This window comes from Arthrobacter sp. Y3222053 (assembly GCF_059092805.1).
In genome coordinates this window covers 519,185-543,142 of sequence record NZ_JBNHIA010000001.1, presented here as the reverse complement: position 1 = coordinate 543,142, position 23,958 = coordinate 519,185, and the positions used below count along the sequence as shown (strand labels likewise).

24 protein-coding genes are annotated in these 23,958 nt (G+C 72.9%); 8 read left to right on the top strand and 16 right to left on the bottom strand.

Annotated features, from left to right (window positions below; translation table 11 throughout):
• Nucleotides 1-18: 18 nt before the first annotated feature.
• Together AC5RUW_RS02580 and AC5RUW_RS02575 are read left to right on the top strand one after the other, a co-directional pair.
• Nucleotides 19-1,377, top strand: a complete 1,359-nt coding sequence (locus AC5RUW_RS02580; RefSeq protein ID WP_494159255.1) for a cation:dicarboxylate symporter family transporter — start codon at nt 19-21, stop codon at nt 1,375-1,377.
• 182 nt (nt 1,378-1,559) lie between these two features.
• A complete protein-coding gene (locus tag AC5RUW_RS02575; RefSeq protein WP_494159254.1) occupies nt 1,560-2,606 on the top strand; it encodes a hypothetical protein in 1,047 nt (348 codons plus the stop codon).
• A 50-nt stretch (nt 2,607-2,656) separates the two neighbouring features.
• On the opposite strand, the gene AC5RUW_RS02570 is transcribed toward AC5RUW_RS02575, so the two are convergent.
• From AC5RUW_RS02570 to AC5RUW_RS02555, 4 genes are all read right to left on the bottom strand, one after another.
• A complete protein-coding gene (locus AC5RUW_RS02570; protein WP_494159253.1) occupies nt 2,657-3,163 on the bottom strand; it encodes a hypothetical protein in 507 nt (168 codons plus the stop codon).
• A 23-nt stretch (nt 3,164-3,186) separates the two neighbouring features.
• Nucleotides 3,187-3,759: a hypothetical protein gene (locus tag AC5RUW_RS02565; protein WP_494159252.1), complete on the bottom strand. Its 573-nt coding sequence runs from the start codon at nt 3,757-3,759 to the stop codon at nt 3,187-3,189.
• 9 nt (nt 3,760-3,768) lie between these two features.
• Nucleotides 3,769-5,103, bottom strand: coding sequence for an LssY C-terminal domain-containing protein (locus tag AC5RUW_RS02560; protein ID WP_494159251.1), 1,335 nt, complete (start codon nt 5,101-5,103; stop codon nt 3,769-3,771).
• Nucleotides 5,104-5,182: 79 nt separating this feature from the next.
• Nucleotides 5,183-6,268 (bottom strand): serine hydrolase domain-containing protein, encoded by a 1,086-nt coding sequence (locus tag AC5RUW_RS02555; protein ID WP_494159250.1) that lies wholly within the window; start codon nt 6,266-6,268, stop codon nt 5,183-5,185.
• A gap of 196 nt (nt 6,269-6,464) precedes the next feature.
• On the opposite strand from AC5RUW_RS02555, the gene AC5RUW_RS02550 reads away from it, so the two are divergent.
• Nucleotides 6,465-7,565 (top strand): saccharopine dehydrogenase NADP-binding domain-containing protein, encoded by a 1,101-nt coding sequence (locus AC5RUW_RS02550; RefSeq protein WP_494159249.1) that lies wholly within the window; start codon nt 6,465-6,467, stop codon nt 7,563-7,565.
• Between the two features lie 86 nt (nt 7,566-7,651).
• On the opposite strand, the gene AC5RUW_RS02545 is transcribed toward AC5RUW_RS02550, so the two are convergent.
• The gene (locus AC5RUW_RS02545; protein WP_494159248.1) at nt 7,652-8,002 is read right to left on the bottom strand and encodes a MarR family winged helix-turn-helix transcriptional regulator; all 351 of its coding nucleotides are present in this window, start codon (nt 8,000-8,002) and stop codon (nt 7,652-7,654) included.
• Here AC5RUW_RS02545 and AC5RUW_RS02540 point away from each other — a divergent pair.
• Complete coding sequence (locus tag AC5RUW_RS02540) at nt 7,991-8,566, top strand: NADPH-dependent F420 reductase (protein WP_494159247.1); 576 nt, start codon at nt 7,991-7,993, stop codon at nt 8,564-8,566. The two genes, AC5RUW_RS02545 and AC5RUW_RS02540, sit on opposite strands and share 12 nt — an antisense overlap.
• Nucleotides 8,567-8,675: 109 nt before the next feature.
• Here the strand turns inward: AC5RUW_RS02540 and AC5RUW_RS02535 are convergent, their stop codons facing one another.
• The 7 genes from AC5RUW_RS02535 to AC5RUW_RS02505 all read right to left on the bottom strand — a co-directional run bounded on the left by AC5RUW_RS02535 (nt 8,676) and on the right by AC5RUW_RS02505 (nt 15,423).
• Complete coding sequence (locus AC5RUW_RS02535) at nt 8,676-9,365, bottom strand: SDR family oxidoreductase (RefSeq protein ID WP_494159551.1); 690 nt, start codon at nt 9,363-9,365, stop codon at nt 8,676-8,678.
• Nucleotides 9,366-9,428: 63 nt separating this feature from the next.
• Nucleotides 9,429-10,790: a PfkB family carbohydrate kinase gene (locus AC5RUW_RS02530; RefSeq protein ID WP_494159246.1), complete on the bottom strand. Its 1,362-nt coding sequence runs from the start codon at nt 10,788-10,790 to the stop codon at nt 9,429-9,431.
• Nucleotides 10,787-11,533, bottom strand: a complete 747-nt coding sequence (locus tag AC5RUW_RS02525) for a D-sedoheptulose-7-phosphate isomerase (RefSeq protein WP_494159245.1) — start codon at nt 11,531-11,533, stop codon at nt 10,787-10,789. Before AC5RUW_RS02525 ends, AC5RUW_RS02530 begins: the two co-directional genes overlap by 4 nt.
• Nucleotides 11,530-12,789: a glycosyltransferase gene (locus AC5RUW_RS02520; protein WP_494159244.1), complete on the bottom strand. Its 1,260-nt coding sequence runs from the start codon at nt 12,787-12,789 to the stop codon at nt 11,530-11,532. The genes AC5RUW_RS02525 and AC5RUW_RS02520 overlap by 4 nt, the downstream gene beginning before the upstream one ends.
• On the bottom strand, nt 12,786-13,832 hold the full coding sequence (locus AC5RUW_RS02515; RefSeq protein ID WP_494159243.1) for a glycosyltransferase: 1,047 nt from the start codon (nt 13,830-13,832) through the stop codon (nt 12,786-12,788). Before AC5RUW_RS02515 ends, AC5RUW_RS02520 begins: the two co-directional genes overlap by 4 nt.
• Nucleotides 13,829-14,890, bottom strand: a complete 1,062-nt coding sequence (locus tag AC5RUW_RS02510; RefSeq protein WP_494159242.1) for a glycosyltransferase family 9 protein — start codon at nt 14,888-14,890, stop codon at nt 13,829-13,831. The genes AC5RUW_RS02515 and AC5RUW_RS02510 overlap by 4 nt, the downstream gene beginning before the upstream one ends.
• Nucleotides 14,887-15,423: a D-glycero-alpha-D-manno-heptose-1,7-bisphosphate 7-phosphatase gene (locus tag AC5RUW_RS02505; RefSeq protein WP_494159241.1), complete on the bottom strand. Its 537-nt coding sequence runs from the start codon at nt 15,421-15,423 to the stop codon at nt 14,887-14,889. Before AC5RUW_RS02505 ends, AC5RUW_RS02510 begins: the two co-directional genes overlap by 4 nt.
• Nucleotides 15,424-15,517: 94 nt before the next feature.
• On the opposite strand from AC5RUW_RS02505, the gene AC5RUW_RS02500 reads away from it, so the two are divergent.
• The 3 genes from AC5RUW_RS02500 (at nt 15,518) to AC5RUW_RS02490 (ending at nt 17,890) form a co-directional block, all read left to right on the top strand.
• Nucleotides 15,518-15,874, top strand: a complete 357-nt coding sequence (locus AC5RUW_RS02500) for a GntR family transcriptional regulator (protein WP_494159240.1) — start codon at nt 15,518-15,520, stop codon at nt 15,872-15,874.
• Nucleotides 15,864-16,841 carry a DUF1648 domain-containing protein gene (locus AC5RUW_RS02495; protein WP_494159239.1) on the top strand — a complete coding sequence of 326 codons (978 nt, stop codon included), beginning with the start codon at nt 15,864-15,866 and terminating at the stop codon, nt 16,839-16,841. The genes AC5RUW_RS02500 and AC5RUW_RS02495 overlap by 11 nt, the downstream gene beginning before the upstream one ends.
• Nucleotides 16,842-16,936: 95 nt before the next feature.
• Nucleotides 16,937-17,890, top strand: coding sequence for a glycosyltransferase family 9 protein (locus AC5RUW_RS02490; protein WP_494159238.1), 954 nt, complete (start codon nt 16,937-16,939; stop codon nt 17,888-17,890).
• A gap of 46 nt (nt 17,891-17,936) precedes the next feature.
• Here AC5RUW_RS02490 and AC5RUW_RS02485 read toward each other — a convergent pair whose 3' ends face one another.
• From AC5RUW_RS02485 to AC5RUW_RS02470, 4 genes are all read right to left on the bottom strand, one after another.
• Nucleotides 17,937-18,731 carry a sigma-70 family RNA polymerase sigma factor gene (locus AC5RUW_RS02485; RefSeq protein WP_494159237.1) on the bottom strand — a complete coding sequence of 265 codons (795 nt, stop codon included), beginning with the start codon at nt 18,729-18,731 and terminating at the stop codon, nt 17,937-17,939.
• Between the two features lie 193 nt (nt 18,732-18,924).
• Nucleotides 18,925-19,209 (bottom strand): hypothetical protein, encoded by a 285-nt coding sequence (locus AC5RUW_RS02480; protein WP_494159236.1) that lies wholly within the window; start codon nt 19,207-19,209, stop codon nt 18,925-18,927.
• A 94-nt stretch (nt 19,210-19,303) separates the two neighbouring features.
• Nucleotides 19,304-19,729: a hypothetical protein gene (locus AC5RUW_RS02475; RefSeq protein ID WP_494159235.1), complete on the bottom strand. Its 426-nt coding sequence runs from the start codon at nt 19,727-19,729 to the stop codon at nt 19,304-19,306.
• A gap of 135 nt (nt 19,730-19,864) precedes the next feature.
• Nucleotides 19,865-22,525 carry a hypothetical protein gene (locus AC5RUW_RS02470; RefSeq protein ID WP_494159234.1) on the bottom strand — a complete coding sequence of 887 codons (2,661 nt, stop codon included), beginning with the start codon at nt 22,523-22,525 and terminating at the stop codon, nt 19,865-19,867.
• Between the two features lie 415 nt (nt 22,526-22,940).
• Here AC5RUW_RS02470 and AC5RUW_RS02465 point away from each other — a divergent pair, with 415 nt between their 5' ends.
• Nucleotides 22,941-23,939 (top strand): EamA family transporter, encoded by a 999-nt coding sequence (locus tag AC5RUW_RS02465; RefSeq protein ID WP_494159233.1) that lies wholly within the window; start codon nt 22,941-22,943, stop codon nt 23,937-23,939.
• Nucleotides 23,940-23,958 lie beyond the last annotated feature (19 nt).

The following is a 23,958-nucleotide window of genomic DNA, read 5'->3' as shown; positions in this document are numbered from 1 at the left end:
GCTGCCTAGCGTGGCGGGATGAGTCTCGTACAAACGCCGCCGCGGTCCCGCTGGTACACGTCCCTGTTCGTGCAGCTGCTGGTGGCCGTGGTCCTCGGCGTCCTTGTCGGTACGCTGTGGCCCGAGGTCGGAGCGGCGTTCAAGGTCCTCGGCGACGGATTCATCCGGTTGATCAAGATGATCATTGCGCCGCTGATCTTCCTGGTCATCGTCACCGGCATCGCGCACATCAGCGACGTCAGCGCGGTGGGCCGGGTGGGCGCCAAGGCCCTGGCCTACTTCCTCGGCGCCTCCAGCTTCGCCTTGGTCTTCGGCATGCTGGTCGCCAACCTCGTCCGCCCCGGCGCCGGGCTGAACATCGACCCCGGCACCCTGGAAACCTCGCAGCTGGAGGCCAAGACCTCGGCGGAGGTGGCCTCGCCGTCGGAGTTCATCCTCAACGTCATCCCGGTGAGCGTGTTCGACGCCTTTGCCAGCAACTCGCTGCTGCAGGTGCTGTTCTTCGCCGTGTTCTTCGGCGCGGCCGCCGTGGTGCTGGGCCGCGAAACCTGCGAGCCGGTGCTGAAGGTCATGGAGGCCACGCTGGAGATCATCTTCAAGGTCATGGGCTGGATCATGCGGCTTGCCCCTATCGGCGCATTCGGGGCCATGGCCTTCATCATCGGTGAGTACGGGCTGGCGACGCTCGGCACCTACGCCAAGCTGATCGCCGCCTGCTACGGAGCCGCCGTGCTGTTCATCGGCATCCTGTTCGTGATCGCCCGGGTCTGTGCCGGAGTTCCGCTCTGGCAGTTCATCAAATACACCCGGGAGGAGTTCCTGCTCGCCCTGGGCACGGCCTCCACCGAATCGGTGATGCCCCGGATCATGACCAAACTGACCAACGCCGGCTGCTCGCGCGCCACCACCGGACTGGTGGTGCCCACCGGCTACTCCTTCAACCTCGACGGCGCCGCGATCTACCTGTCCATCTCCGTGGTCTTCCTGGCCCAGGCCTTCAACATCGACCTCAGCCTGGAGCAGCAGATCGCCGCCCTGGGCGTGCTGCTGCTGACCTCCAAGGGCATGGCCGGGGTGCCGGGTTCATCGTTCCTGGCCCTGTCGGCGACGGCGGCCGCGCTCGGCCTGTTCCCGGTCGCCGGCGTGGCCCTGCTGCTGGGCGCGGACCGGCTCATGGATTCGATGCGGGTGGTGGTCAACCTGCTCGGCAACTGCGTGGCCACCTTCGTGGTCGCCCGGTGGGAAGGCCAGCTGGACCGGCAGGCGATGCTCGCCGCGTTCACCCCCGCCGTCCAGGCCGACGGACATGACGCCGACGGCGGCGCTCCGGCTGCCGGCGAGGTCACCGGCGTGCCGGCCCCGTCCACGGCGCGGTGATGAGCGTGCCGCCGCGTCAGTGCGGGCCGGCAGCCAGCGGTTAGGCTGACACCCATCGCAGCCGGAGCCGGTCAACATCAGGCCGGCCAGGGCCTGCGCGATCGGCACCGCACGGACGGCCGGGGGGACACATGGGACAACAGGCACGGCACCGGGCGCCCACGCGCCTGCAGGAGTCAGCCGTGGAGCGGCCTTCGGCTGCCGACGACGGCGCAAACGCCGGCACCGCCCGCGGGGCCCGTCCCCGTCCGCCGGTGGCGGCCCGCCTGGCCGGCGGCTTCGGCATCGGGCTGCTGGCCGCCCTGGTCGGCCTCGCACCCTGGCTGGCCACCGGCGCCCGGCTGCCGCTGCAGAACCTCTGGGCGGAACCGACGCTGCCGGAGGCCATGCCGCTCAGTGCCCTGCCCCTGAGCCAGTACCTGACGAGCGGCCTGCTGGCCCTGATGGCGGCCGGAGGACTGGCGGCCGGACTTGCCCTGCGCCGGTGGGTGCGGGGCGGCGGCGTCGCCGTCGTGGCCGCAGCGATCGGGCTGCTGACGGTTCAGCTGGCGGCGACCGACCAGTCCTTCGGGCTGCTCGAGGACGGCCTGCGTCCGGGCAGCGCAAGCGAGCTGTACAGCTCGGGGCTGTTGGGCGGCGTCCTGGCCTCCACGGCGCTGGCCGTCGTGGTGCTGCTGCTGGTCGCCGCGCGCCGGGGCGGTGCGGTGGCCCTGGGCATCGGCCTGGCGGCGGTGCCTTTCGCCGAATGGCTGCTGCTGTGGACCGTGCCGCCCTTTGAGTCCTCGGACGTCCCGGTCCAGCTGCTGTTGCTGATCGGTTGGGTGCCCGCCGTCCTGGTCGGACTCGCCCTGGCCTGGTACTCGGCCTTTGGCGGGGCCGGCGGATGGCCTGCAGCGACCGCAGGGACGACTGCCGGGACCCGGACCGGGCCGGCGCGCGCTGTCCTGGCCGCGGTCTGGTTGGTGGACCTGGCCCTGCTGTGGGTGTTTCCCGCCCTGCTGATCGGTGTCGAGGCCGCCCTGGGCAGCCGCGTCTATCTGGGCGAATGGGCGATGATGGCCCAGTCGGCGCGAACAGCCTTCAGTATGGAGCTGCTGACGGGCTGGGGCCCGGTCCTGTGCGCCGCCGTGCTGGGCGTCGTCGGCGCCGCCGTCCTGAGCCGCCTCCGGGCAGGCCGGCTGCAGGCGCCCGGGCCGGACGCCGCGTCGGGCAAAGACGGGTCCCGGTAAGCCCCGGGGCCCGGCAGGCCCGGCCCCGGTACGTCTGGGGCCGGCCGGCCCTAGCCCCGGGGCTTCCGGCGGCCCGACTCCGAAGCATCCCGCACGACATCCAGGGCCAGTGAAGCGGCGGCTGCTCCCGCCGCCATCCAGCGACGGGGGTGGCGGAGGCCGTAGCCGGCCAGCCGGCGTTCGATGTCAGCGTCCACCTTCAGGGAGCCGGCCTGCAGCGCGGTGATGATCACCGCCGCCGTCACCGACACGAGGGCACGCGCGGCCAGGGCTTTTCGGGGTTCAGATCCCGCACCGGCGGCATCGGTCCCGGGCGCCGGCGCCGGGGCCGCGGGTGTCGGTCCTGCGGGGAACTCGGCGGCCGGGGCTCCGGCTTTCCCATCGCTCTTCCGCCCCGGCCGGGTGGTCCAGAGGACGCCGCCGGCAACGGCCGCTCCGGGCAGCCAGACATAGGCGCGGCGGACGGCGGGACGCCAGTCGGCGGGGCGGAGCAGGGTCAGCGCGCCGGATGCGGCGGCGGTGGCCAGGGAGACAACGGGCGGAGGCAGAGACATCATCGGTCCAGCCTACTAAGGCCGCCTCAAGTCCGGGCGGCTTCCGCGGCGGGGCCGGCGGCGTCGGGGTGGCCGGCCGGCCTGGTCCGGGCGGCCAGGACGGCGCGGGCGGCGGCGGCCAACGCCAGCCGCCCGCCGACGACGCCGGCAGCCATCCAGACGCGGGGCCGCAGGGCTCCCCGACGGCGCAGCCGGTCCTCGATCATGGCATCGGCCTTCAGCCGGACCAGCTGCACGGCTGCGAGGAGGGACGCCGTTCCGGCAGCAATGGCCGCGGCCCTGCCCCAGCGCCCGTGAACCGGCGCGAGGTGCCCTCCCGGCACGATGCTGTCCGCCGCGCCAATCGGCGTAGGACCGCCCGCGGAGGCGGCGCCGTCGGCGGCCGTCGGTTCCTTTGCGGGCCGCTCCGGGCTGTCCGTGCTGCCGGGGCCGGTTTCGGCCCGCGCCGCGGCGAGGACGCCCCAGGCCGCGATCGACCCGGGCAGCCAAACGTACGCCAGACGGAGGCCGGCCGGCCAGTCCGCTGGCCGGATCAGGGCCACGGCGCCGTAGGCGGCGGCCTTGGCATAGGGCAGGTGGGTCGGCGGCACGGCTGTCATGGGCCCACCCTACAGAGTCCGCTTCAACTCACCCGGACGGGCCTGCACCGGACTCCCGTTCCCGCCGCGGTGCGCGTAAAGGCGCGCCTGTCGGCTGGACAGGGCCAGGATCAGCAGCACGTCCAGGGAGTAGCCGGCCAGGTTGCTCTCCAGCGGCACCGCCGGCCCGCCCGCGGACACCGCGGTGATCTGCCCGAGAATCGCCGCCGCGCTCAGCGACATGGACGCCAGCCGCGCCCCGTTGCCGCCGCGGAGGATGCCGACGCCGAGCGCCGCCTCCACGCACGCGAAGGCCGCCAGGGCGAGTCCGGTGATGGTGTTGGCGCTGCCCAGGTCCGCCACGTCCTGCCCCTCGCCCAGCAGGAACGAGCGCCAGGGCCCGGCGCCGGGCTGCGCCAGGAACGCCCACGCCACCACCAGCGCGGCAGAGGCGCGCAGGAACACCAAAGCGGCGCCCACCGAGGTCTGCAGCGGCCGGCGCGGTACGTTTGCGGCCGCCGGCGCGACGGCGCCGCCCGGCTGGGCGGGGACGCTGCCGACGTCGAGCACCGGCAGGTCCCCGTCCGTCACGAACGAATCGCCGCCGCCGTTGCGGGAGTGGTACCCGGTGGAGAAGTCCCGGATCACGTCCACCGTGATCTGAGGGCAGGCGTCGGTCAGCGAGGACACCACGTGGTCCCGCTCCCGGTCGATGTCCGCCCCGATCCGGTGCGTGACCTGCAAAGTAAAGAAGGACAGGCCGACGGCGCTGTCGTACTCGGCTGCGGCAAGCCAGTCCACCGAAGTCCCGCCGGGCAGCATCCAGCCCTCCGGGCAGCGCCAGAACCGGATGTGGTGGCGGCGGCGCGGATCGCCGTCGAGCTCCTGCTGGTAGGCGAAGTCCTGCTGCCGGTCGAACAGGAACAGCGGGCTGACCGGGGCCTGCGGGTAGCTGCGGTGCAGCAGGCTGGCGGTGACGATACGTCGGCTGCTCTGCAGCGTCACCGGGTCCGCGGCGGTCCAGCCGGCCATCTCCAACGCGGTCCGCAACGGGCCCTCACCGCCGCGGAAGGCCAGGTTCACTGCGTCGCCGAACAAGCCGTCGCTGGTGCGGGTGCGGCCCATGAAGTAGTCGGGAATGTAGATGCGGGTCAGGATCCGGTGCAGCCGTGGCAGCACCAGATACGCCAGTACCGCCCAGAAAAGCACGAGGAACCAGAGATGCCGCCAGCTCAGGCTCTCCTCCAGCAGCAGGACCGCGAACCAGCCGGCGGCCACGCCGCCGAAGACGAAGAACGCCCGGTCCAGCACGGTGGCAGGCCCGACGTGCGGCCGCCTGAGGACCCCGGCACGCATGCGTTCCATGGGCCCACGATCGGCGGTGCCGTGCCGCCGGTCAAGCCCACGCGGGCCCGCTCCGCCCGGCACGGCCCGGTCCGGGCAGTCAGGCGCTCCCGGGCCGAACGACGGGGCGCACCTCGACCAGGGCCATCCGCCGCCCCTCGGCCAGGCCGCCCAGCTCGGCCGCCGTCAGGGCGGGCGCGTGCATCTGCTCGAGGGTCTCCGGCCGCAGCATGGAGCCCGACGGCGGTGCGGCGCCGAGATGGGCGAGCATGAAACGGCCCATATCGGCCGCGGTGGCGGACATGGCGCCGGCGGGCGCCGCGGCCACGTACTCGAAGGGCAGTGCCGGCTGCGCGGCGTCCGGATGGCCCGCAGCCAGCCGCCCCGCGAGATGCGGGGGCAGCGGCTGCTCGAAACTGGAGGACTCCATGCCCAGCGGATCCAGGATGTTCCGCTGCACGTACTCGGCAAAGGCCAGCCCGGTGACCCGCTCCACGATGTAGCCAGCCAGCGCGTTGCCGTAGTTGGAGTAGGCCGGCAACGCGCCCGGAACGAACACCTGTTCCGGCGGGTCCACCGCCACCGCCTGCCGCAGGGCCGGGGCGGCCTCGGCGGAGATCAGCCCGCGGACGCGTTCCTCGAACCCCGCCGCGTGGGTGAGCAGGTGCCGCAGCGTGATCTCGCCGAGGGGCTGCGGCAGGTCGAAGTCCAGGTACTGCGCGACGCCGGCGTCCAGGTCCAGCTCGCCGCGCTCGGACAGCTGCATCACGGCCGTGGCGGTGACCGCCTTCGACACGGACGCAATCCGGAACACGGTGCGCTCGCCGTCGACCTCCCGGTTGCCCCCGCCGGCGTCGGCAGCGGCGCCGTCCCCACCGATGTCCGCCCGGCCGAAGCCGCGCGGAGTCAGGATCCGGCCGTCCGCGACCACCGTGACGGCGGCTCCGGGAATGCCGGTCGATTCGAGGCTGCGGGGAACGACGTCCTGGAGCCACGAGTCCACGTCCTCCCGGGAGAGCAGTACAGAGGCCGGCGCTGACGGAGCCGGTTCAGTTGCCTCCGCCGCGGGCAGCTCGCTGCAACCGGAGGCCGTCAGGGCCAGCGATCCTGCGCTGAGGAGGAGCAGGGCATGGCGCAGTCGTCTGCGGGCCGGCCGGGCAGAAAGGGCAGCGGGTGTGGAAGCCATGCCGAAAGTCTGCCCGGGCGGCTCCGCCGGCGCATCCGGCGCAGGTCCTCATTACGCGTGCGACTTTCGGCTGACCCTGTGCTGGACTCGCGGCTGCTTCGGGGCTGGAACTTCGGTTCCCGCTCCATGCGGACCGGCAGTGCACGGGCCGGGCATATAGTCAGCGCAGATGGAGCGGCCCGGACGAGGAGGCAGCATGGGTGGACAAGTGGTTTTGCTCGGCGCGACCGGATACACCGGCGGATTGGTCCTGCACGCACTGCTGGAACGGGGCATCCGGCCGCTGATCGTCGGCCGAAGGGCCGCCGCGCTGGAGGCACTGGCCGATGAACGGGGCGGGCTGGCCACGGCGGTTGCCGACGCCGAAGACCGGGCAGCGATCCGCGGCCTGCTGCGGGAAGGTGACGTCCTCATCAGCACCGTGGGGCCTTTCGAGCGGTTCGGGCTGCCGGTCGCGGCGGCAGCAGCAGAGGCCGGCGCGCGCTATCTGGACACCACCGGGGAAGTGGGCTTCATCCGTACCCTGCAGCAGCGGTACGCCGCGACGGCTGCCGGGAGCGGCGCGGTCCTGCTGCCCGCTTTTGGCTACGACTATGTGCCGGGGATTTTGGCCGGCGCGCTCGCCGCGCGGCAGGCAGGTGACACCGGGCGGGTCCTCGACGTCGGCTATTTTGTCACGGGAGCAACCCGGAACGGGCTCAGCCAGGGCACCCGGACCACTCTGCGCGACGGTCTGACCCTGCCCTCCCTCCGCTGGCTGCGCGGGGAGTTCGTCCAGGAACGGACGGCCGGCCGGGTGCACCGCTTTCCGACGGCGGACGGGTGCACCAAAGCCGCCGTCCTGGCGTCCGGCAGCGAGGTCCTTTTCCTTCCCGGCCGGTTCCCGAACCTGAACACGGTCACCGTCTGGAACGGCTGGTTTGCCTCGTTGAGCCGCCCGCTCAGCGTCCTGGCGGCCCTGCCGCAGGCAGCTGCGCGCACGGCCGGCGGCCGCCGGATGGTGGACGCCCTGACCCGGCCGCTGATCGGCCGGCCGGGTGGCCCGGACGCCGCCGAACGGGGCCGGACCCGCACCCAGGTGGTGGCGACGGTTGCTGATGCCGCCGGCGCAACGCTCGCCGCCGTGCAGTTGGAAGGGCCAGGCACGTACACCCTTACCGGAGAACTCGTCGCATGGGCAGCGCAGCAGCTGCGGGACCGGGACGACGTGGAGCCCGGAGTTCTGGGTCCGGTGGAGGCATTCGGTCTGGAGGGGCTGCGGGAGGGCTGCGCGCAGATCGGGTTGGTTCCGGTCTAGGTGTACCGGGCACCGGGGTCCGCCTCACGGCAGGTGCACAGGCTGCCGCCGGCCACGGCCCCGCGGTGGACAGGCCCGCGGCAACCTCAGCCGATGCGTTCCAGCGCGGTCCGTACCGTGTGCAGGGCCGCGGCGTCGATCCGATCGAAGAACAGCTCGCGCACCTGGGCGATGTGTTCCGGCAGGACCTTGTCCAGCAGTGCGCGTCCCTCATCAGTGAGGGTCATCCGGACAGCGCGGTCATCATTGGGGTCCGCGACCCGGGCGACCAGGCCCCGCGCTTCGAGCTGCTTGGCCTGGTAGGTCAGCCCGCCCTTCGAGACGACCAGGGCCTTGGCCAGCTCACCCATGCCGATTCCCCCGGCTTCGGAACGGAGCTGGGCAAGCACAGTGAACTGCACCTCGGTCAGCCCGTAGGGCCTCAGGTGGCCGGTCACGGCCCGCTGGAGGAGGTCTCCGGCCCGGCGCAGCGCGAAGTAGGCGGCAAGTTCCTCGGCGGTGAGGGCCTGCCGGGGCCCGTCTTCGGACATACGGAGGCGATAGCCCGCAGCTCCGTCGTCCTCAGCGCGCTCGCCGCGGCCCACTCGCTCGAGACGCTGTCGGCCCTGCGCGGGGACCTCGCCGGCCGCGTCCTGATCGCCATCGGCAACGCCGTGGATCCGCAGATGGAGCTGATCTACTCCGACTCCAGCCTGGGGGAGCGGCTGCAGCAGGCCCTTCCGGAAACGAAGGTCGTCAAGACGCTCAATACCGTGCCCGGACCGATCGGCGCGGACCCGGCAACCCTGTCGGCGCCCACGAGCGTCTTTCTCTCCGGCAACGATCCCGAGGCGAAGCAGCTCGTGTCGGCGCTGCTGGTCGATCTGGGATGGGCGCCCGGGCAGCAGATCGATCTGGGCGGCATCGCCACCGCCCGCGCCGCGGAGCATTACTTCCTGCTCTTCGCGGCGCTGATGGGCGCGCTGCGCAGCCCCAGCTTCAATCTCGCGATTACCCGCTGACGCCGGGCGGCGGCGTTGGGAATCTCCGGCGCAGACGGCGGCAGGGCCCCGCGGAATCATCTCCGCAGGCCCTGCCGTCGTGGGTTGCTGCGCCGGATCGCCTGCCGGCCTAGGGCCAGGAGTCCTCCTCCTCGTGGCAGATCACCATTTCGCGCACCTCGCAGCCCTTCGGCTGGTTCAGCACGAACAGGATCGCGTTGGCGACGTTCAGCGGATCGTTCAGCCGGGAATCGTCCTGCGGCTTGTACTGCTCGGTGCGGTCGTCGAAGAAGTGCGTCTTCATGCCCGCCGGAATCATGGTGGTCACCCCGATCTCACCGCGCGTCTCCGCCGCCAGCGCCCGGCTGAAACCGACCACGCCGAACTTCGAGGCGCAGTACGCGGTCGCGTCGGACACCGCCTTGATGCCCAGCGAGGACGCCACCGTCACGGCCCGGCCGTGGCTCTCCTTCAGGTACGGCAGCGCCGCCCGGACCACCGAGACGGTGCCCATCAGGTTCACGCCGATGACCTTTTCCCATTCCTCGGCGGGCACGTCCTCCAGCCGGCCGCAGCGGTCGATGCCCGCGGCGGTCACCACGGCGTCCAGCCCGCCGAGCTCCTCGGCGGCCTGCGTCACCGCCGCCTCCACGGAGGCGCGGTCGGCGACGTCGGCCTGGAAGGCCTTGGCGCCGGACACGGCGCTGATGTCGCGGTCCAGTACGACGGCGGTGCCGCCGGCGGCGGTCACGGCCTGCACCACTGCGGCCCCCAGGCCGGAGTTTCCGCCGGTCACGAGGACCCGTCCGGGATTGCCCATTGTGTTGCTCACTGTGTTCCTTTCCTAGGGGATCGTTGGTCGTTCCGCGGAGCGCCCGGCCGGTCAGCCGACCTTGGCCAGGGCCGCCGCAAGCTTGGTGGTGGAGCGCGCCGGGTAGTAGGGCACGGTCACGGTGTCGCCGCCCCAGCTGCGCAGCAGCGCGGTCTCGGGCAGGTCGTCGGCGCGGTAGTCGCCGCCCTTGACCCAGATGTCCGGGCGCAGCCGCTCCAGCGCCGCCTCGGGGGTGTCCTCGTCGAAGATCATCACCCCGTCCACGCATTCGAGCGCCAGCAGCAGTTCGGCGCGGTCCTCCTGGCCGATGATCGGCCGCGCCTCGCCCTTGAGCCGGCGCACCGAGGAGTCGGAGTTCAGGCACACGATCAGGCAGTCGCCGAGCCTGCGGGCCGCGGAGAGCGTGCGGGCGTGCCCGGCGTGCAGCAGGTCAAAGCAGCCGCCGGTAGCCACCACGGTCCCGCCGGCCTCCCGGGTCCGGGCCGCGGCGCGCAGCGCGTCCATGGCGTCGCCGGGCAGCGGTTCGGGTTCCTTCTCCCGCTGGAGGCCGGCCACGCCGCCGGCGGCGAGGAACGTTGCGGCGGCCTTCGCCGCCTCGGCGGCGGCGTCGTCCACGGAGGCCCCGGCGGCCAGTTCGAGGATCAGCGACGCGGCGAACCGGTCCCCGGCCCCGCATGGATCGGAGGTGGCCACTTCGGGGACGGGCACCACCTGCGGCAGGCCGGCCTCCGAGAGCACCAGGGCGCCCTGCCCGCCGAGGGTGACGACGACGGCGCGCGGCTGCCACCGTCCCAGCAGCTCCTCGGCGGCGGCGAGGGCGGCGGGCAGGCTGTTGCCGGAGCCGCCGGTGGCGCGCAGCGCCTCGGAGAGGTTCGGGGTGACCGCGGCGACGTCGGGCACCGGGTCGGTGCCCGAGGGGTGCGGATCCCAGACCACCGGGATGCAGCCGGCCAGCCGCTGCACCGCCTGGCGCAGCGCGGGCACGGCGGTGATGCCGCGGCCGTAGTCGGCCACGATCACCGCTTCGGCCGCGTTCAGCGCCGCGAGCATCTCTTCGGTGGCCTCCGGCACGGGGGCGGGGGCGCAGCCCTCATCGAAGCGGACCACCGCCTGTCCGGCGGCCCGCACCCGGGTCTTCACCGGCGTCGGCGCTCCGGAGGGGCCGGCGATGACCGTGATGCCCGCCAGGGCGGCGCGCAGGTCCTCGGAGGCCGGGTCGTCGGAGAGGACGGTCACCAGGGTGACGCGGTGCCCGTCCCGGGCCAGCATCCGGGCCACCAGGCCCGCCCCGCCGGCCCGCCGGTGCACGGCGCCCACATCGACGACGGGTACCGGCGCGTCGGGGGAGAGGCGCTGGGCCTCGCCGGCGATGTCCATGTCCAGGAGCACGTCTCCCAGCACCACGATGTTCATGCCCGTGCCTCCTGTGCGGACTCGGCTGCTGAGGGGGATGGTCCGGCTTCCGGGTCCGCCGTGCCGGGCGCCGCGGCCGCCTCCGCGTCCAGGCGGGCGATCTCCGCGTCGAAGGCGCGGCAGAGCATGTGGACGCCGATCAGGTGCGCTTCCTGCGCGTTGGCGGACCGGGCCTGGATGGCGACGTGGTCGTCGCAGGCTTCGGTCAGCGGATTCGGGGCCGAGCCGGTCAGGGCCCAGGTGGTGATGCCCGCCGTGCGGGCCGCGGCGGCGGCGCGCAGCAGGTTGGGGCTGCGGCCGCTGGTGGAGAGCAGCACCAGCACGTCGCCGGGGCGGCCGTGCGCGGCGACCTGGCGGGCGTAGAGCTCCTCGAAGCCGTAGTCGTTGCCGATGGCGGTGACCGCCGAGGTCTCCGCGTGCAGGGCGATCGCCGAGAAGGCGCGCCGCTCGCCGTCGAACCGTCCGACCAGTTCGGCGGTGAGGTGCTGGGCCTCGGCGGCGGAGCCGCCGTTGCCCGCGGCCAGCAGGCGGTGCCCGGCGTGCAGCCGGCGGGCCAGGTCCACGCCCCAGGCGGTGAGCCGCCCGGCCTGCTCCTGCAGCGAGCTGATGGCCGGGGCCAGGTGTTCGAGGTGCTCGCGGACGGCGTCGCGGGCCGGGCCGTCGCTGCGCGGTGCCGTCGCGGTGCCGGCGGGCGCCGGAACGGCCGCGGGCGTGGTGCCGGGGTGGATGCTGAGCGGATTCACAGGGCCTGCCCTCCCAGCGGCTGCAGCCGGCGGCGCGGGCTGGCGGTGACGGTGGCCTGGTAGGCCTTCTCGGTGTCCGCGGCCACCCGATCCCAGGAGTAGCGGGCGTTGGTGCGGGCCAGGCCGGCGGCGCCCAGGCGCCTGGCGTAGGCGGGGTGGCCCAGCAGCTCCGCGAGCGCCTCGGCCAGCGCTTCCGGATCCCGGGGCGGCACGTGCAGCCCGGTCTTGCCGTGGACCACGGTGTCGATCAGGCCGCCGACGGCGGAGGCGACCACGGGGATGCCACAGGCCATGGCCTCCAGCGGGGTGATGCCGAACGGCTCGTACCAGGGGGCGCAGACCACCGCGTCGGCGCTGCGCAGCACGGCGGGCATCTGTTCGCGCGGCACCTGTCCGCGCATCACCACCCGGTCCTCGACGCCGAGCTCCTTCGCCAGCGCCTTCAGGCGCCGGGCCTCGGGATCGCGGTCCAGCCCGGCGGAGTCGCTGCCGCCGCCGACGATCAGCAGCTCGACGTCGTCGATGCCCTGCCCGGCCATCAGCGCCAGCGCCCGGATCACCAGGTCCATGCCCTTTCGCGGCACCAGCCGGCCGATGGTGGCGATCCGGTGGGTGCGTCCGCGTGGCTCCACCGGCCCCTCCGCTCCGAACAGGGACAGGTCGACGCCGCAGGGCACCACCGAGATGCGGCTGCCGGGAATGCCCAGGGCCTTGAGTTCGAAGACCTCGTCGGAGCAGGTGGCCACCACCCGGTCCGCGTTGCGGCCCACCGACGGTTCCAGCCAGGTCCGTTCGGAGGGGCTGGTGTCCTCGGCGCCCTGGTGGCGCTTCTTCACCGAGCCCAGGGCATGGAAGGTCTGGACCACCGGCACCGGATAGCCGGGGCCGTCCAGCCGGCGGGCGGCGTCGAGGGCGGCGACGCCGGACATCCAGAAGTGGCCGTGCACCACGTCCGGCGGGCTGGCGCCCCAGTCGGCGGAGATGCCGGCGGCGAAGTCCTCCATGTAGGGCAGCAGGGTGTCCTTGGGCAGTGCCTCGGCGGGCCCGGCGTCCACGTGCACCACCTCCAGGCCTTCGGCGACCGCCACCCGTTCGGGCAGCGCCGGATCGTCCCGCCGCGTGTACACGCTGACCTCATGGCCGCGGCGGGCCAGGGCCAGGGACAGGGCGGCGACGTGCACGTTCTGCCCTCCGGCGTCCACCCCGCCCAGCGCGGCGAGCGGGCTGGCGTGCTCGGAAACCATTGAAATCCTCACAGGGCGCTCCTTCCACCGGCCGTGGAGAGGACGCCGGTATCGGTGACGGGGTGCCCGGGCGCGGAGGCGCCGGGACGGGAGGAAACGACGTCGGAGAGGACGTTGTCCCAGTCGGTGAGGAACCGCTGCAGCCCGTACCGGGCCAGGGCCGCCTCGCGGGCGATCCTGCCGCGGGCGCGGGCCTCGTCCGGGTCCTCGATCAGCCGGGCGGCCGCCCGGCACAGCTCATCGACGCTGGCCGAGATGGCTCCGGCCTCCGGCGGCACCGCGCGGGCCGCTTCGGTGGCGTCCAGGGCGATGACCGGCATCCCGAGGTGCATGGCCTCCAGCAGGGACAGGCCCAGCGAGGTCCAGCGCATCGGGTGGACGTAGGCGCGGCAGCCGGCCAGGGCCGGGTGCAGGGACCCGCCGGACAGGTCGCCGCGCACGGTCAGCTCGTCGGGGCCGAGGTCGGTGGCCTCGTTGAGCCCGTCGCCGCCCATGCCGAACACCTCCAGGTGCCCGGCCCGGGCGAAGTGCGGCAGCAGGTCGGTGCCGGTCACCCGCCAGCGGCGCACCGGCTCGTTGATCACCACGCCCAGGTGGTCCCGCTCGCCGGTGTACAGCAGGCCCGGGTCCGGAATGCCGTGCTCGATGACCCGGACCGGAGCGGATCCGGTGTCCCAGAACAGGGCGTTGAAGTGGGTCACGTGGATGATCGGGATGTCGTTCTGGTCCGCCAGCGGATGCCGGCTGTCGGGGACGCGGCCGTCCTTGGGTGTGTTGTGCTCCAGGAACACGGCCGGCAGGTCGCGGCCCGGGCGGCGGCCGGTCAGCCGTTCGACTTCGGCGATCTCCTCGGGCCGCTGCAGCACCACGACGTCGATGTCGTGGCCGCGCAGGTCCCCGGGCGCCACCTCGACCGCGTTGTCGGGCCAGGCCCGGCCGCCGCGGCCCAGGCCCCAGGAGCCGCCGTCGGGCGTGGCGGGCAGCAGGCAGCGGTGGCTGCCGCGGACAAAGGCCTCCATCCAGCCGCCGTGGACGTGCCAGACCAGGATGTTCATCCATTCCTCGTTTCTCTGCGGGTGCGCAGTGACGTGACGCCGGTGGTGAGCCGGACGACGGCCTCCAGAACCTGTTCGGGGTTCACCCCGGCCAGGCAGGGATGTCCGGGAACCGGGCAGACCCGGGCGCGGCTGTTGCGGCACCGGGCGTTCTGGTCCCCGAGCAGTTCCAGCGGCACCTTGTAGGGTGCCCAACGGACGGCCGGAACAACAGGGGAAAACAGGCTGACAATCGGCGTGCCGACGGCGGCGGCCAGGTGGGCCGGGCCGGTGTTGCCGACCACCACGCAGGACGCGCCGGCGAGCACGCCGGCCAGGGTGGGCATGTCGGTGCGCCCGCCCAGGTCCAGGGCGGCGACGCCTGCCACGGTGGCGGTCAGGTCGGTCTCGCCGGGCCCGCCGGTAACCACCACCCGGTAGCCGGCGCCGGTGAGCAGCTCGACCACGGCGGCGTTGTGCAGCGGCGGATAGGCCCGTGCCGGCACGGCCGCGCCGGGGTGGACCACCACGTACGGGCCGTCGCCGACCAGGTCGGTGACCTCGGGGATGCCGCGCACCATGAGCCGGCCGTCGTCGTCGGCGGGCAGCCGGTAGCCGGCGGCCGCGGCGATGCGCAGGGCCCGCTCCGCCTCCGGCTGGTCCTCGGGGAAGTCCTCGCCGGGCTTGAGCCGCACGTCCAGCAGCGAGCCGGCGTAGTCCACGGAAGCGCCGCTGATCTTCGCCACCCCGGCGGTGCGCAGCAGCAGCGCCAGCGGCAGCGGGGACTGATGGAAGCTGGTCAGGATCACGGCCTCGTCGATGTCCCTGGCGCGCACCCAGTCCAGCAGCGTGCCCAGGTGTTCGGGCGTGGCCTGCGGGGCCGGGTCCACGATCCAGGGGCTGGACCAGGTGAAGACCTCGGCGACGCCGGGCAGCAGGTGTGCCGCGGCGGTTCCCTGGGGCCCGCACAGCAGCAGCACCTCGGTGTCCGGAGCGGCGGCGACGGCGCGCACGGCCGGCCCGGAGACCAGGACGTCGCCGGCGCTGTCCAGCCGGGCCACGAGCACCCGCCGGCTCATGCGGGCCCCCGCAGCAGTGATACGGCCTCGGCGAGGGAACCGGCCACCAGTTCGGCGGCTTCAACCTCTTCGGCGCGGGTGACCGGTGTCGGGACCAGGACGCCGCGGGCGCCGGCCGCACGGGCGGCGTCGACGTCGGCGCCGATGTCGCCGATGAAGCCCAGTTCCCCGGGGGCCAGGCCCAGCCGTTCGGCGGCCGAGAGCAGCATGCCGGGGGCCGGCTTGCGGCAGGGGCAGCCGTCGTCGGGGCCGTGCGGGCAGATCTCCCAGAGGTCAAAGGGGCCCAGCAGGTCCTCGACCCGGGCGTTGACGGCGTCGACCTGGCTGCGGTCCAGCAGCCCGCGGGCGATGCCGGACTGGTTGGTCAGCACGCCGGTGGGTACACCCTCGGCCCGCAGCCGGTCGAGCACTTCGGCGGCTCCGGGGATCGGGCGGACCAGCTCCGGGTCGGAGTTATAGGGCACGTCGAAGACCAGGGTGCCGTCCCGGTCGAACAGGACGGCGCGTACCGGCGGCTTCGGCTGGTGTTCCATACCTGTCCTGTGCCCAGCCGGGCGGGAAATGAAACAGCCGGGCGGGATTTTCTTGCCCCACCTTGGGTTGTTCTAGTGGTAGTAGAATAAGAACATGTTGATGCGAGTGGATCCGGGCAGCGGTCAGCCGCTGTTCGCGCAGCTGGCGGCCTCTATCCGCGCCGACGCCGCAGCCGGGCGGCTGCGCCCCGGCGAACGTCTACCGGCCGCCCGGGAGGTGGCCCAGGGCCTCGGCATCAACGTGCACACCGTGCTGCGGGCCTACCAGGAGCTGCGCGACGAAGGACTGATCGAGCTGCGCCGCGGCCGCGGCGCGGTGGTCACCGAGGCGGCCGCTCCGCTGGCCGCCCTGCACGACGACGTGCTGGCGCTGGCCGCGAAGGCGCGCGCGCTCGGATTGTCGCCGGAGACCCTGGCTGAATACGTGAAGGAGATTGCCCATGAGCGCTGACACCGCTTCCGCCCGCCGCCGCTTCCTGCTGGTCGCGGTGGCCGTGCCCGCCGTCGTCGTGGCCGCCGCCCTGGCGCTGCAGCTGGCGGCCCTGGGATCGCTGCCGGATCCGGTCGCCGTGCACTGGGGCGGGCAGGGCCCGGACGGCTTCGGCCCGCCCTGGCTTCCGGTGCTGCTCACCACTGTCTTCGGCGCGCTGGTGCCGGCGCTGATGGTCCTCTCCGCCCTGCCGGGCCTGCGCGACGGCGGTGCCAGCTACCGCTTCCTCGGAGCCCTGGTGCCCGGGTTCACCGTGCTCCTGTGCACGGTCCTGACCTGGGGACAGCTCATGCAGGCAGGCCTCGCCGATGCCCGGCAGGCACCGGGCATCGGTCTTCCGCTGCTGGCGTCCACGGCCGCCGGGCTGACTGTGGCCGCCCTGGCCTGGGCGGTGCAGCCGGCCCCGGCGCCGCCCGTCCCCGCCGTTCCAGCCCGGCCGCTGCCGCTGCGCGCCGGAGAGCGGGCCGTCTGGTTCCGGGAGGCGTCCCTGGCGCTGCCCGGACTGCTGCTCATCCTCGGGGCGGTCACCGCTGCGCTGGCCGGCACGGTGACCGCCTGGCTGTGGGCAGAGGCCAACCTGGCCTGGGTGCTCACCGCCGTCACCCTGGTGCTGCTGGCCGCCGCGGCCACCACCACGGCGTTCCGGGTCAAGGTGGACGGCCAGGGGCTGACGGTGACCTCAGTGGCGGGGCTGCCCCGCTTCCATATCGCGCCCGACGACGTCGCCTCCGCCGAGGCGGTGACGGTGAACCCGATGGGCGAATTCGGCGGATGGGGACTGCGTTCCGCCCCGGGCCGCTTCGGCGTGGTGCTGCGCACCGGCGAAGCGCTGCAGGTCCGCCGGCGCAACGGGCGGCAGTTCGTGGTCACCGTGGACGACGCCGGCACCGCAGCCGCCCTGCTGCAGGCGCTCACGCGGCGCGGGTAGCCCGGCCCGGCCGCGGCGGCACCCGGAGGCGGTGCCTGTTCCGGCGTCTGGCAGGATGAAAGCCGTGCACTGACGCCCGCCGGAAGGACGCCGACTTGAAGAACGAAAACACCCCCGCCCGGGACGGGCGCCCCGAGGTGCTCGCCCTGCGCGCCCTGAAGCTGGGCGACCTGCTGGTGGCCGTACCGGCCCTGCGCGGCCTGCGCCGGGCCTTCCCGGAGCACCGGATCTTCTATGCGGCACAGCCGTGGCTGCGGCCGATCGTCGAGCTGGTCGGCAGCGTGGACGAGCTGCTGCCCATGCACGGGCTGGACGTTCCCGTGCCCCTGGAGCCGGGCCGGGTGGACGTCGCGGTGAACCTGCACGGCAACGGCGCTGAAAGCCGCCAGCGGCTGGAGGCCCTGCAGGCGGCCCGCGTCATCGGGCACAAATCCCCTGGCTGGGACGGTCCGGAATGGGAGCACGGCATCCACGAGCGGGAGCGCTGGGCCCGCCTGGTCTCCTGGCACGGCATCGAGGCCGATCCGCTGGACTACAAACTGAACCGGCCGGCCGTGCCCGCTCCGGTGCCGGGCGCCGCGGTCATCCACGTGGGCGCCGCGTACGGCAGCAGGCTCTGGCCGGTGGAGCGCTTCGCCGCCGTTGCCCGCCAGCTGGCCGACGCCGGCCTGCCGGTGGTGTTCACCGGCAGCCAGGGTGAGCGGGCCCGGGCCCTGGCGGTGGCTGACCGCGCGGGCCTGCCGCTGGAGACCGTCGCCGCCGGCGAGCTGGGCCTGGACCGCTTCGCCGCCGTCATTGCCGAGGCCGCCGTCGTCGTGTCCGCCGACACCGGCGCCGCACATCTGGCCTCGGCGTATGAGCGGCCCTCGGTGGTGATCTTCGGCCCGGCACCGGTGAGTGAATGGGGTCCGCCGCCGGGGCCGCACATCGCGCTCACCGACGAATCGGTGCGGCGCGGGGAGACCTTCTCGCCGGATCCGGACCCCGCACTGCTGGCGGTCACGGTGGAGGACGTGCTGGCCGCCGTCGGCAAGCTCGACGTGATCTGACCCGTCGCTCCCGCCGCCCGGCGGCGGGACCGACGCGGGACGCGGGTCAGGCCGACTGCGCGTTCATCCCGGACGGCGCGTTGCCTTTCCCGTCGGAGCGTTCCGGGGTGCCGAGCAGCCGCAGCTGGAGCTTGACCAGGACGCGGGCCAGCCGGCGGGACACCTGCATCTGCGTCATGCCGAGGCGCTCGCCGATCGCCTGCTGGGACAGTTCATGGAAATATCGCAGGAACAGCAGCTGCCGTTCGGTCTCCGGAAGTCCGCGCATGGCCTGGCGAAGCATCAGCACGTCATCGGAGCGTTCGGTCCACGGTCCCTGGGGGTCCTCGGGCTCGAGTGCCGCACCGCCGGGGGCCGGTGCGTCCAGGGACTCCGGCCGCATGCTGCCCGAACAGGCCAGCGCTTCGAGGATGTCCTGGACCGGTTCGCCCAGCTCGGCGGAGAGGTCCTGCGCCGTCGCCTCCCGGCCCAGCCGCTGGCTGAGGCCGGGCTGGGTCTTGGCCACGGCCGTGCGCAGGTCCTGCAGCCGCCGCGGCGGGCGGATCACCCAGCCGTTGTCGCGCAGGTGGCGTTTGAGCTCGCCGTGGATGGTGGGCAGGGCGAAGGCCGGAAAGTGTTCGCCCTTGGACGGGTCGAACCGGCGGGCGGCCTTGATCAGCCCCACGTAGGCGACCTGGCGCAGGTCCGCCGCCTCGCGGCCCGGAGCGCGGTAGCTGCCGGCCGCGGTCTCGGCCAGGTACCGGTGCTCCTGCACCATCTCGTTCTGGAGGGCCACCTGCAGGTCGCCGCCGCGGCGCCGCTGGGGAGCCGGGCCATCGCCCGGGACATCAATTCTGTTCATGCAGCGCCTCGAATACCACCTCAGGGACGGGCCAGGCCGTCGAACCGAAAGCATACTTAGGACAACAAAAACAGAAGTAACCTTAGGTTTCAACTGCCCCATTGGTCCGGAGGTGGTGTTTTATGCGCGGCGCGGGGTTCCGGGACTGTCTTCGGCAGGCGGAAACCGGGTGCAGGCAGCTGGCCGGAGCCGGCTACCCTCCGGGAGGGCGGGTGCCGGCGTCCTCCGTTGCCGCGTCCGGCGTGCCGCGCATCGAGCGGTAGTGCCGGTAGAGGATGGCCGCCGCCCCGGCCCCGAGGGCAAAGCTGAGGATGACGGCGATCAGGGCAAAGTACAGGAACAGGAGCATCGCCATGGGCGGCGTGCCGGCCGGCGGCCGGAGCAGGTTGAGGGCTCCGGCGGTCCAGAGCACGGCGCAGCCGAGCAGGACGAGCCAGGCTGTACGGGGACGGACGCGGGTGAGGAAGCTGCGGTTCACGGGACTCCCAATGAGGCCGGATGCCACGCCAACTGCTTGACGTTCCCAGCGAGTCTAGGGTTCACCGGAACGGGGTGGAACGGTCCGAAGCCGTTTAGGGGGCCTTCCGGGGGTAAGGCTGTGCCAGGCCTGCGGAGGCCCGCACCTGGACCGGAACGCCCCGGCCGGGATTGTCGCGGCGCGCCGCCTCCTGGAGCCCCGGTGCCTCCTCCGCGGGGACGTGGAGCACCACGCAGCCTTCACGGCCGTTGAGCAGCGCGCGGTGGAGGTGGACTTCGGGCCCGCCGGGGGAACGTGTCCAGGCGAGCACCCGGTCCAGGGCCTCCTTCAGCGCATCCTCGGTGAAGGGCGCGCGGTGCGGCTCGGCGCCGGCGGCAGCCACCCTCTGCGACGCGGCGTCGCTGGTGACCGCGATGTGGAGGCTTCCGTCCTCGATCCAGGAGGCGGCGTAGTTCTCACGGACGTCGTCCTTGATCCGGCTGTTGAGGGCCAGCAGTTCGTCGGTCTGGTCCTGGCTCATGCGGTGGTCCTTGTCGACGGAGGTTGTGTGGGAACGGGAGCGCGGAGCGCAGCCGCGCCCGCCCGGGCGGCGGGCTGAAAGCCGCAGGGCGGGTCCCGGCCGAAGCCGGGACCCGCCCTGGTGGCTTGATGCAGGCTAGCTGCGGGTTGCCACGTGAGCGCCGCGGCGGCGGCGGTTCAGCAGCAGTGCACCGGTGCCGCCGCCCACGAGGAGCAGGCCGGCTGCGGCTGCCATGCCGACGCCGTTGGCGCCGGTGTCGGCGAGGTCGCCGTCATCGTTGCCGCCGGCGTTGCCGTTGTTGTTGTTACCGCCGTCGTTGTTGCCGCCCGGGTTGCCGGGAGCACCCGGGGTGCCCGGATCGCCGGGGTTGCCGCCCGGTGCCACCTGGAGGGCGGCGACGCGGACGGTCAGCTGGGTGAAGTCGGAGCCGACGCCGTCAACCTGCTGGGAAGCGGTGATGGCGTACTCGCCGGCGGCCCAGGGCTCGACGTCGTAGGACCAGCGGCCGTCTTCGTCAACCTCGGTGGTGCCGGTGGCCAGCGCGTTGCCGACGGCCACGGTCACAGTAGCGCCCGGACGGGCGGTGCCGGTGATCGTCTCGGGGGTGGAACCCTCGGTGAACTCCTGCCCGTCCTTCAGGTTGGTGATGACCGGAGCGGTGTACAGGACCGAGAGGTCCAGGGCGGCTTCATCGGAGTCCGGCGTACCGGTCATGGACTGCACCGCGGTCACCCGGTAGGTGCCCGGCCGCAGCGCGTCCTCGAGCTCGACGGTCCAGCTGCCGTCCTTGACCTCGACGGTTTCGGTCAGGGGGAGTTCGGCCAGTGCGGCCGCCTCGCCCTGCTTGGCTGCGGCGCTGATCTCCACGGTCACCGTGGCGCCCTCGACGCCGGTGCCGGAGATCTCGGCCACTTCCCCGACCACGGTGGCCGGGGTGGTGAACACGGGCAGATCCAGCGGAGCCTTCTCAAGGTTGAGGGTGAACTCGGCCATCGAGGACTTGTTGGACCCGTTCACGGCGCGGACGGTCATTTCGAGCGTCCGTTCCATGACGTCTTCGTCCGTGATGCCCGGGGCGGTGACGCTCCAGGTGCCGTCCGCGGCGACGTCCACCGGATCGATCGGCTTGCCGTCGAAGGTGACCTGGACCTTGGTGCCGGCGGGAGCGCCGGGCACGGTGCCGGTGATCGGCTTGCCGGTCAGGACCGTCCCCTCGGCCGCCGGGCCGGTCAGGGTGGGCTTGGCGATGAACATCGCGAGCTCAAAGGTGCTGGGAAGGTAGCGGACCGCGTCGGACAGCAAGGCGCCGTTGGTGATGACGCCCTCGATGCCGGCGCTGATCAGGCCGACGGCGGTGGTGCCGCTGACGATGCTGCCACCGGAGTCGCCCGGGGCGGCAACCAGGTCTGCGCTGCCGAAGCCCCAGACGGCGCGGACGTCGTCGACGCCGTTGCCGCCGCCCACGAAGAAGATGCCCAGTTCGGAGACGCTGCCGCAGGTCCAGAAGGTCGTGCGTCCGGACTTGCAGATCGGGCTGCCGAGGGCGACGTCCGCCGAACCGGTGACCGCCAGGGTGTCGGCGTTGCGATCGGTGTTGGCGCCGCGCTCGGTGACCTCGGCCGTCAGGTCGATGTCCTCGTCAATGTTCTGGATGAGGGCGATGTCGGTGCCGCGGTTCGGTTCCGCTTCAGGATCGTTGGGGGTGGGGCTGTGGTTCGTGCCGCCGAACTGGGAGAAGGTGAATTCGCCCAGCGGCACCAGCACGTTGTCGCCTTCAAGCGGCTCCAGGAAGGCCAGGTTCGAGGCGTCGTCGCCGGTGCAGTGGCCTGCGGTCAGGGCGGCGGGGCTGCCCGCGGTGAACCCGTTGAAGCCGATGGAGCACAGCCCGTCCGGACCCGCGGCGCTGCCGGTGACGATGCCGGAGCCGCCCGGCACGTCCTCAAAGGTGATCAGCGGCTGGGGCTGCTCCAGAACGGTGACGTTGGTGTACTCGGCGTCGAACTCGGCTGGCGTCATCTTCGGGGCGCTGGCCATGCGGATCAGGGACCCGGCGGGCTGGGCGGGCAGCGCATCCAGCGGCGTGCCCAGCTTGATGGTGTATTCGCCGGGACCGGTGAGCATCACGGAGCGCAGGCCTTCGGCGCTGCCGACCTTCTGCACGTACGCGCGGAGCAGGCTGTCGACGTCTTCGGCGACGGAGGAACCGGCGGCCGGCTCCTCGTCGTCAGCGGCTTCTTCCTCAGCGGCGGGAGCTTCGGCTGCGGCGGTTTCCTCGGCCGTCTCGGCGGCGGCGTCCTCGGACTCGGCGGGAACCGGCTCCTCAAGGATGGCGCCGAGCTCGGACACCGCAGCGGTGAGTTCCTCGCCCGAACCGGTGACGACGATCTGGTCGGCTTCCAGGCGCAGGCTGACGAAGCCCTCGATCTTCTGGAGCTCGGGCAGCGCGAGGGCTGCCTTCTCGCCCAGCTCGCCTGCCGCGATGAATTCCTCGAGGCTCATGCCAAGGTCGCGCATGAGTGCCTCGGCCAGGCCCGGGGGCAGCTCGGAGGCCGCTGCGGTTCCCTCTGCATCCGCTTCCGGCGCGGGAACGGCGTCCTGGGGAGCAGCCGGTGCCTTGGCGGGAGCCGGCGTGGCGGGAGCGGTGGCCGGAACGGCGGTGGTGGTGGCCGTGGGCTCGGCGGGTGCCGTGGCCTCGTCGGCGTTGGCCGGCGCGGCGGCCATAAGCCCGGTGAAGGCCAGCACGGCTGCGGCGCTGAGTGCGCCCGCGCGTTTGTGGATGGCGCGTGGTTGATGCATGAAGTTATCCCCCCGGTAAGCGGTCCGTGCGGGACTGCAGGCTGCAGCGGTGCAGCCTGCGGCCTCGGACGGACCGTTCAGAGTTGCGAATGAGACTTGCTGGAAAGTGCCGTCGGCTTCCGAAAGCACCCGGTTCAGGTGCTTCAGCGCAGCCCGCAGTGGGGATAGGGCTGCAGCCGGAGGCAGGGTTAGGCTAGCCGACCGTCAGCGTGCTGACAACAGTGCATGCGCACGCATGTGAACCCAGCCCAGCATCCGGCAGGCATTGATCCGCGACGGAGTGTGAATCGGACGCGTTGACCGCCCTCGGCGGCCGGGGCTAGCGTCATCCTCATCAGCACTTTCCCGCTCCTGCCGGCGCGCGCCGGGACAGCCCCCCGGGAACCCTCGGCACCACATGAAAGGGGAGCCCGGCATGCCACGGCGCAGCTCACCCCACCACGGCAGCACCCCCGCCGGGCAGACTGCCTCCATCGCCTCGGCCGGCGCCTCGGGGCTGGCCGTTGCGCTGTTGTCCTCAGCGGTGTTCGGCCTCTCCGGCTCCTTTGCGAAGGCCCTGCTGGAGACCGGCTGGAGCTCAGCGGCCGCCGTCGCGGTCCGGATGGGCGGCGCCGGCCTGGTCCTGCTCGTTCCGGTCCTCTGGGTGCTGCATGGACGCTGGCACCAGGTCCGGGCGAACTGGCGCACCATTGTGCTGTTCGGCCTCATCGGGGTGGCCGGCTGCCAGTTCTTCTACTTCAACGCGGTGAACCGCCTGTCGGTGGGCGTGGCCCTGCTGCTGGAGTTCCTCGCACCCGTGCTGATGGTCCTGTGGATCTGGCTGGTCCGCCGCCGCCGGCCCGGACTGCCGACCATGCTGGGCACGGTCGCCGCCGTCGCCGGGCTGGTGCTCGTCCTCGATGTCACGGCCGACGCCCGGGTGGACCCGATCGGCGTCCTCTGGGGCCTGGCGGCCGCGGTCTGCCTGGCGGTCTACTTCTTCATCACCGCCCGGCAGAACGACACCCTGCCTCCGCTGGTGCTGGCCACCGGAGGCATGTTCGTGGGCGCGGCCACCATGGCCCTGCTCGGCGCCGTCGGCCTGGTGCCGATGGCCTGGAACACGGCCGACGTCGAACTCGCGGGCTGGACCACCCGCTGGTGGGTGCCGCTGCTGGGCCTGGTCCTGTTCTCCACCGTGCTGGCCTACGTGACCGGCATTGTCGCGGCGCGGGCGCTGGGCTCCCGGGTGGCATCCTTCGTCTCGCTGACCGAGGTGCTGTTCGCGGTGCTGTGGGCCTGGCTGCTGCTGGCCGAGCTGCCGCGGCCGGTGCAGCTCACCGGCGGCGCGCTGATCGTGATCGGCGTGTTCCTGGTCCGGGCGGACCGCCGGGGCGCCCTCCCGGAGGAAGGCGCCCCGGAGGTGTACTCCTAGGTTCCGCCCGGGCCTGGCC

Coding starts and splice junctions, on each gene's coding strand:
- AC5RUW_RS02550 (WP_494159249.1), top strand. CDS start 6,465: ATGGGTGGACAAGTGGTTTTGCTCGGCGCGACCGGATACACCGGCGGA.
- AC5RUW_RS02470 (WP_494159234.1), bottom strand. CDS start 22,525: ATGCATCAACCACGCGCCATCCACAAACGCGCGGGCGCACTCAGCGCC.
- AC5RUW_RS02555 (WP_494159250.1), bottom strand. CDS start 6,268: ATGGCTTCCACACCCGCTGCCCTTTCTGCCCGGCCGGCCCGCAGACGA.
- AC5RUW_RS02515 (WP_494159243.1), bottom strand. CDS start 13,832: ATGAACATCCTGGTCTGGCACGTCCACGGCGGCTGGATGGAGGCCTTT.
- AC5RUW_RS02510 (WP_494159242.1), bottom strand. CDS start 14,890: ATGAGCCGGCGGGTGCTCGTGGCCCGGCTGGACAGCGCCGGCGACGTC.
- AC5RUW_RS02580 (WP_494159255.1), top strand. CDS start 19: ATGAGTCTCGTACAAACGCCGCCGCGGTCCCGCTGGTACACGTCCCTG.
- AC5RUW_RS02485 (WP_494159237.1), bottom strand. CDS start 18,731: ATGAACAGAATTGATGTCCCGGGCGATGGCCCGGCTCCCCAGCGGCGC.
- AC5RUW_RS02570 (WP_494159253.1), bottom strand. CDS start 3,163: ATGATGTCTCTGCCTCCGCCCGTTGTCTCCCTGGCCACCGCCGCCGCA.
- AC5RUW_RS02495 (WP_494159239.1), top strand. CDS start 15,864: ATGAGCGCTGACACCGCTTCCGCCCGCCGCCGCTTCCTGCTGGTCGCG.
- AC5RUW_RS02465 (WP_494159233.1), top strand. CDS start 22,941: ATGCCACGGCGCAGCTCACCCCACCACGGCAGCACCCCCGCCGGGCAG.
- AC5RUW_RS02530 (WP_494159246.1), bottom strand. CDS start 10,790: ATGAACATCGTGGTGCTGGGAGACGTGCTCCTGGACATGGACATCGCC.
- AC5RUW_RS02500 (WP_494159240.1), top strand. CDS start 15,518: ATGTTGATGCGAGTGGATCCGGGCAGCGGTCAGCCGCTGTTCGCGCAG.
- AC5RUW_RS02505 (WP_494159241.1), bottom strand. CDS start 15,423: ATGGAACACCAGCCGAAGCCGCCGGTACGCGCCGTCCTGTTCGACCGG.
- AC5RUW_RS02475 (WP_494159235.1), bottom strand. CDS start 19,729: ATGAGCCAGGACCAGACCGACGAACTGCTGGCCCTCAACAGCCGGATC.
- AC5RUW_RS02565 (WP_494159252.1), bottom strand. CDS start 3,759: ATGACAGCCGTGCCGCCGACCCACCTGCCCTATGCCAAGGCCGCCGCC.
- AC5RUW_RS02535 (WP_494159551.1), bottom strand. CDS start 9,365: ATGGGCAATCCCGGACGGGTCCTCGTGACCGGCGGAAACTCCGGCCTG.
- AC5RUW_RS02560 (WP_494159251.1), bottom strand. CDS start 5,103: ATGGAACGCATGCGTGCCGGGGTCCTCAGGCGGCCGCACGTCGGGCCT.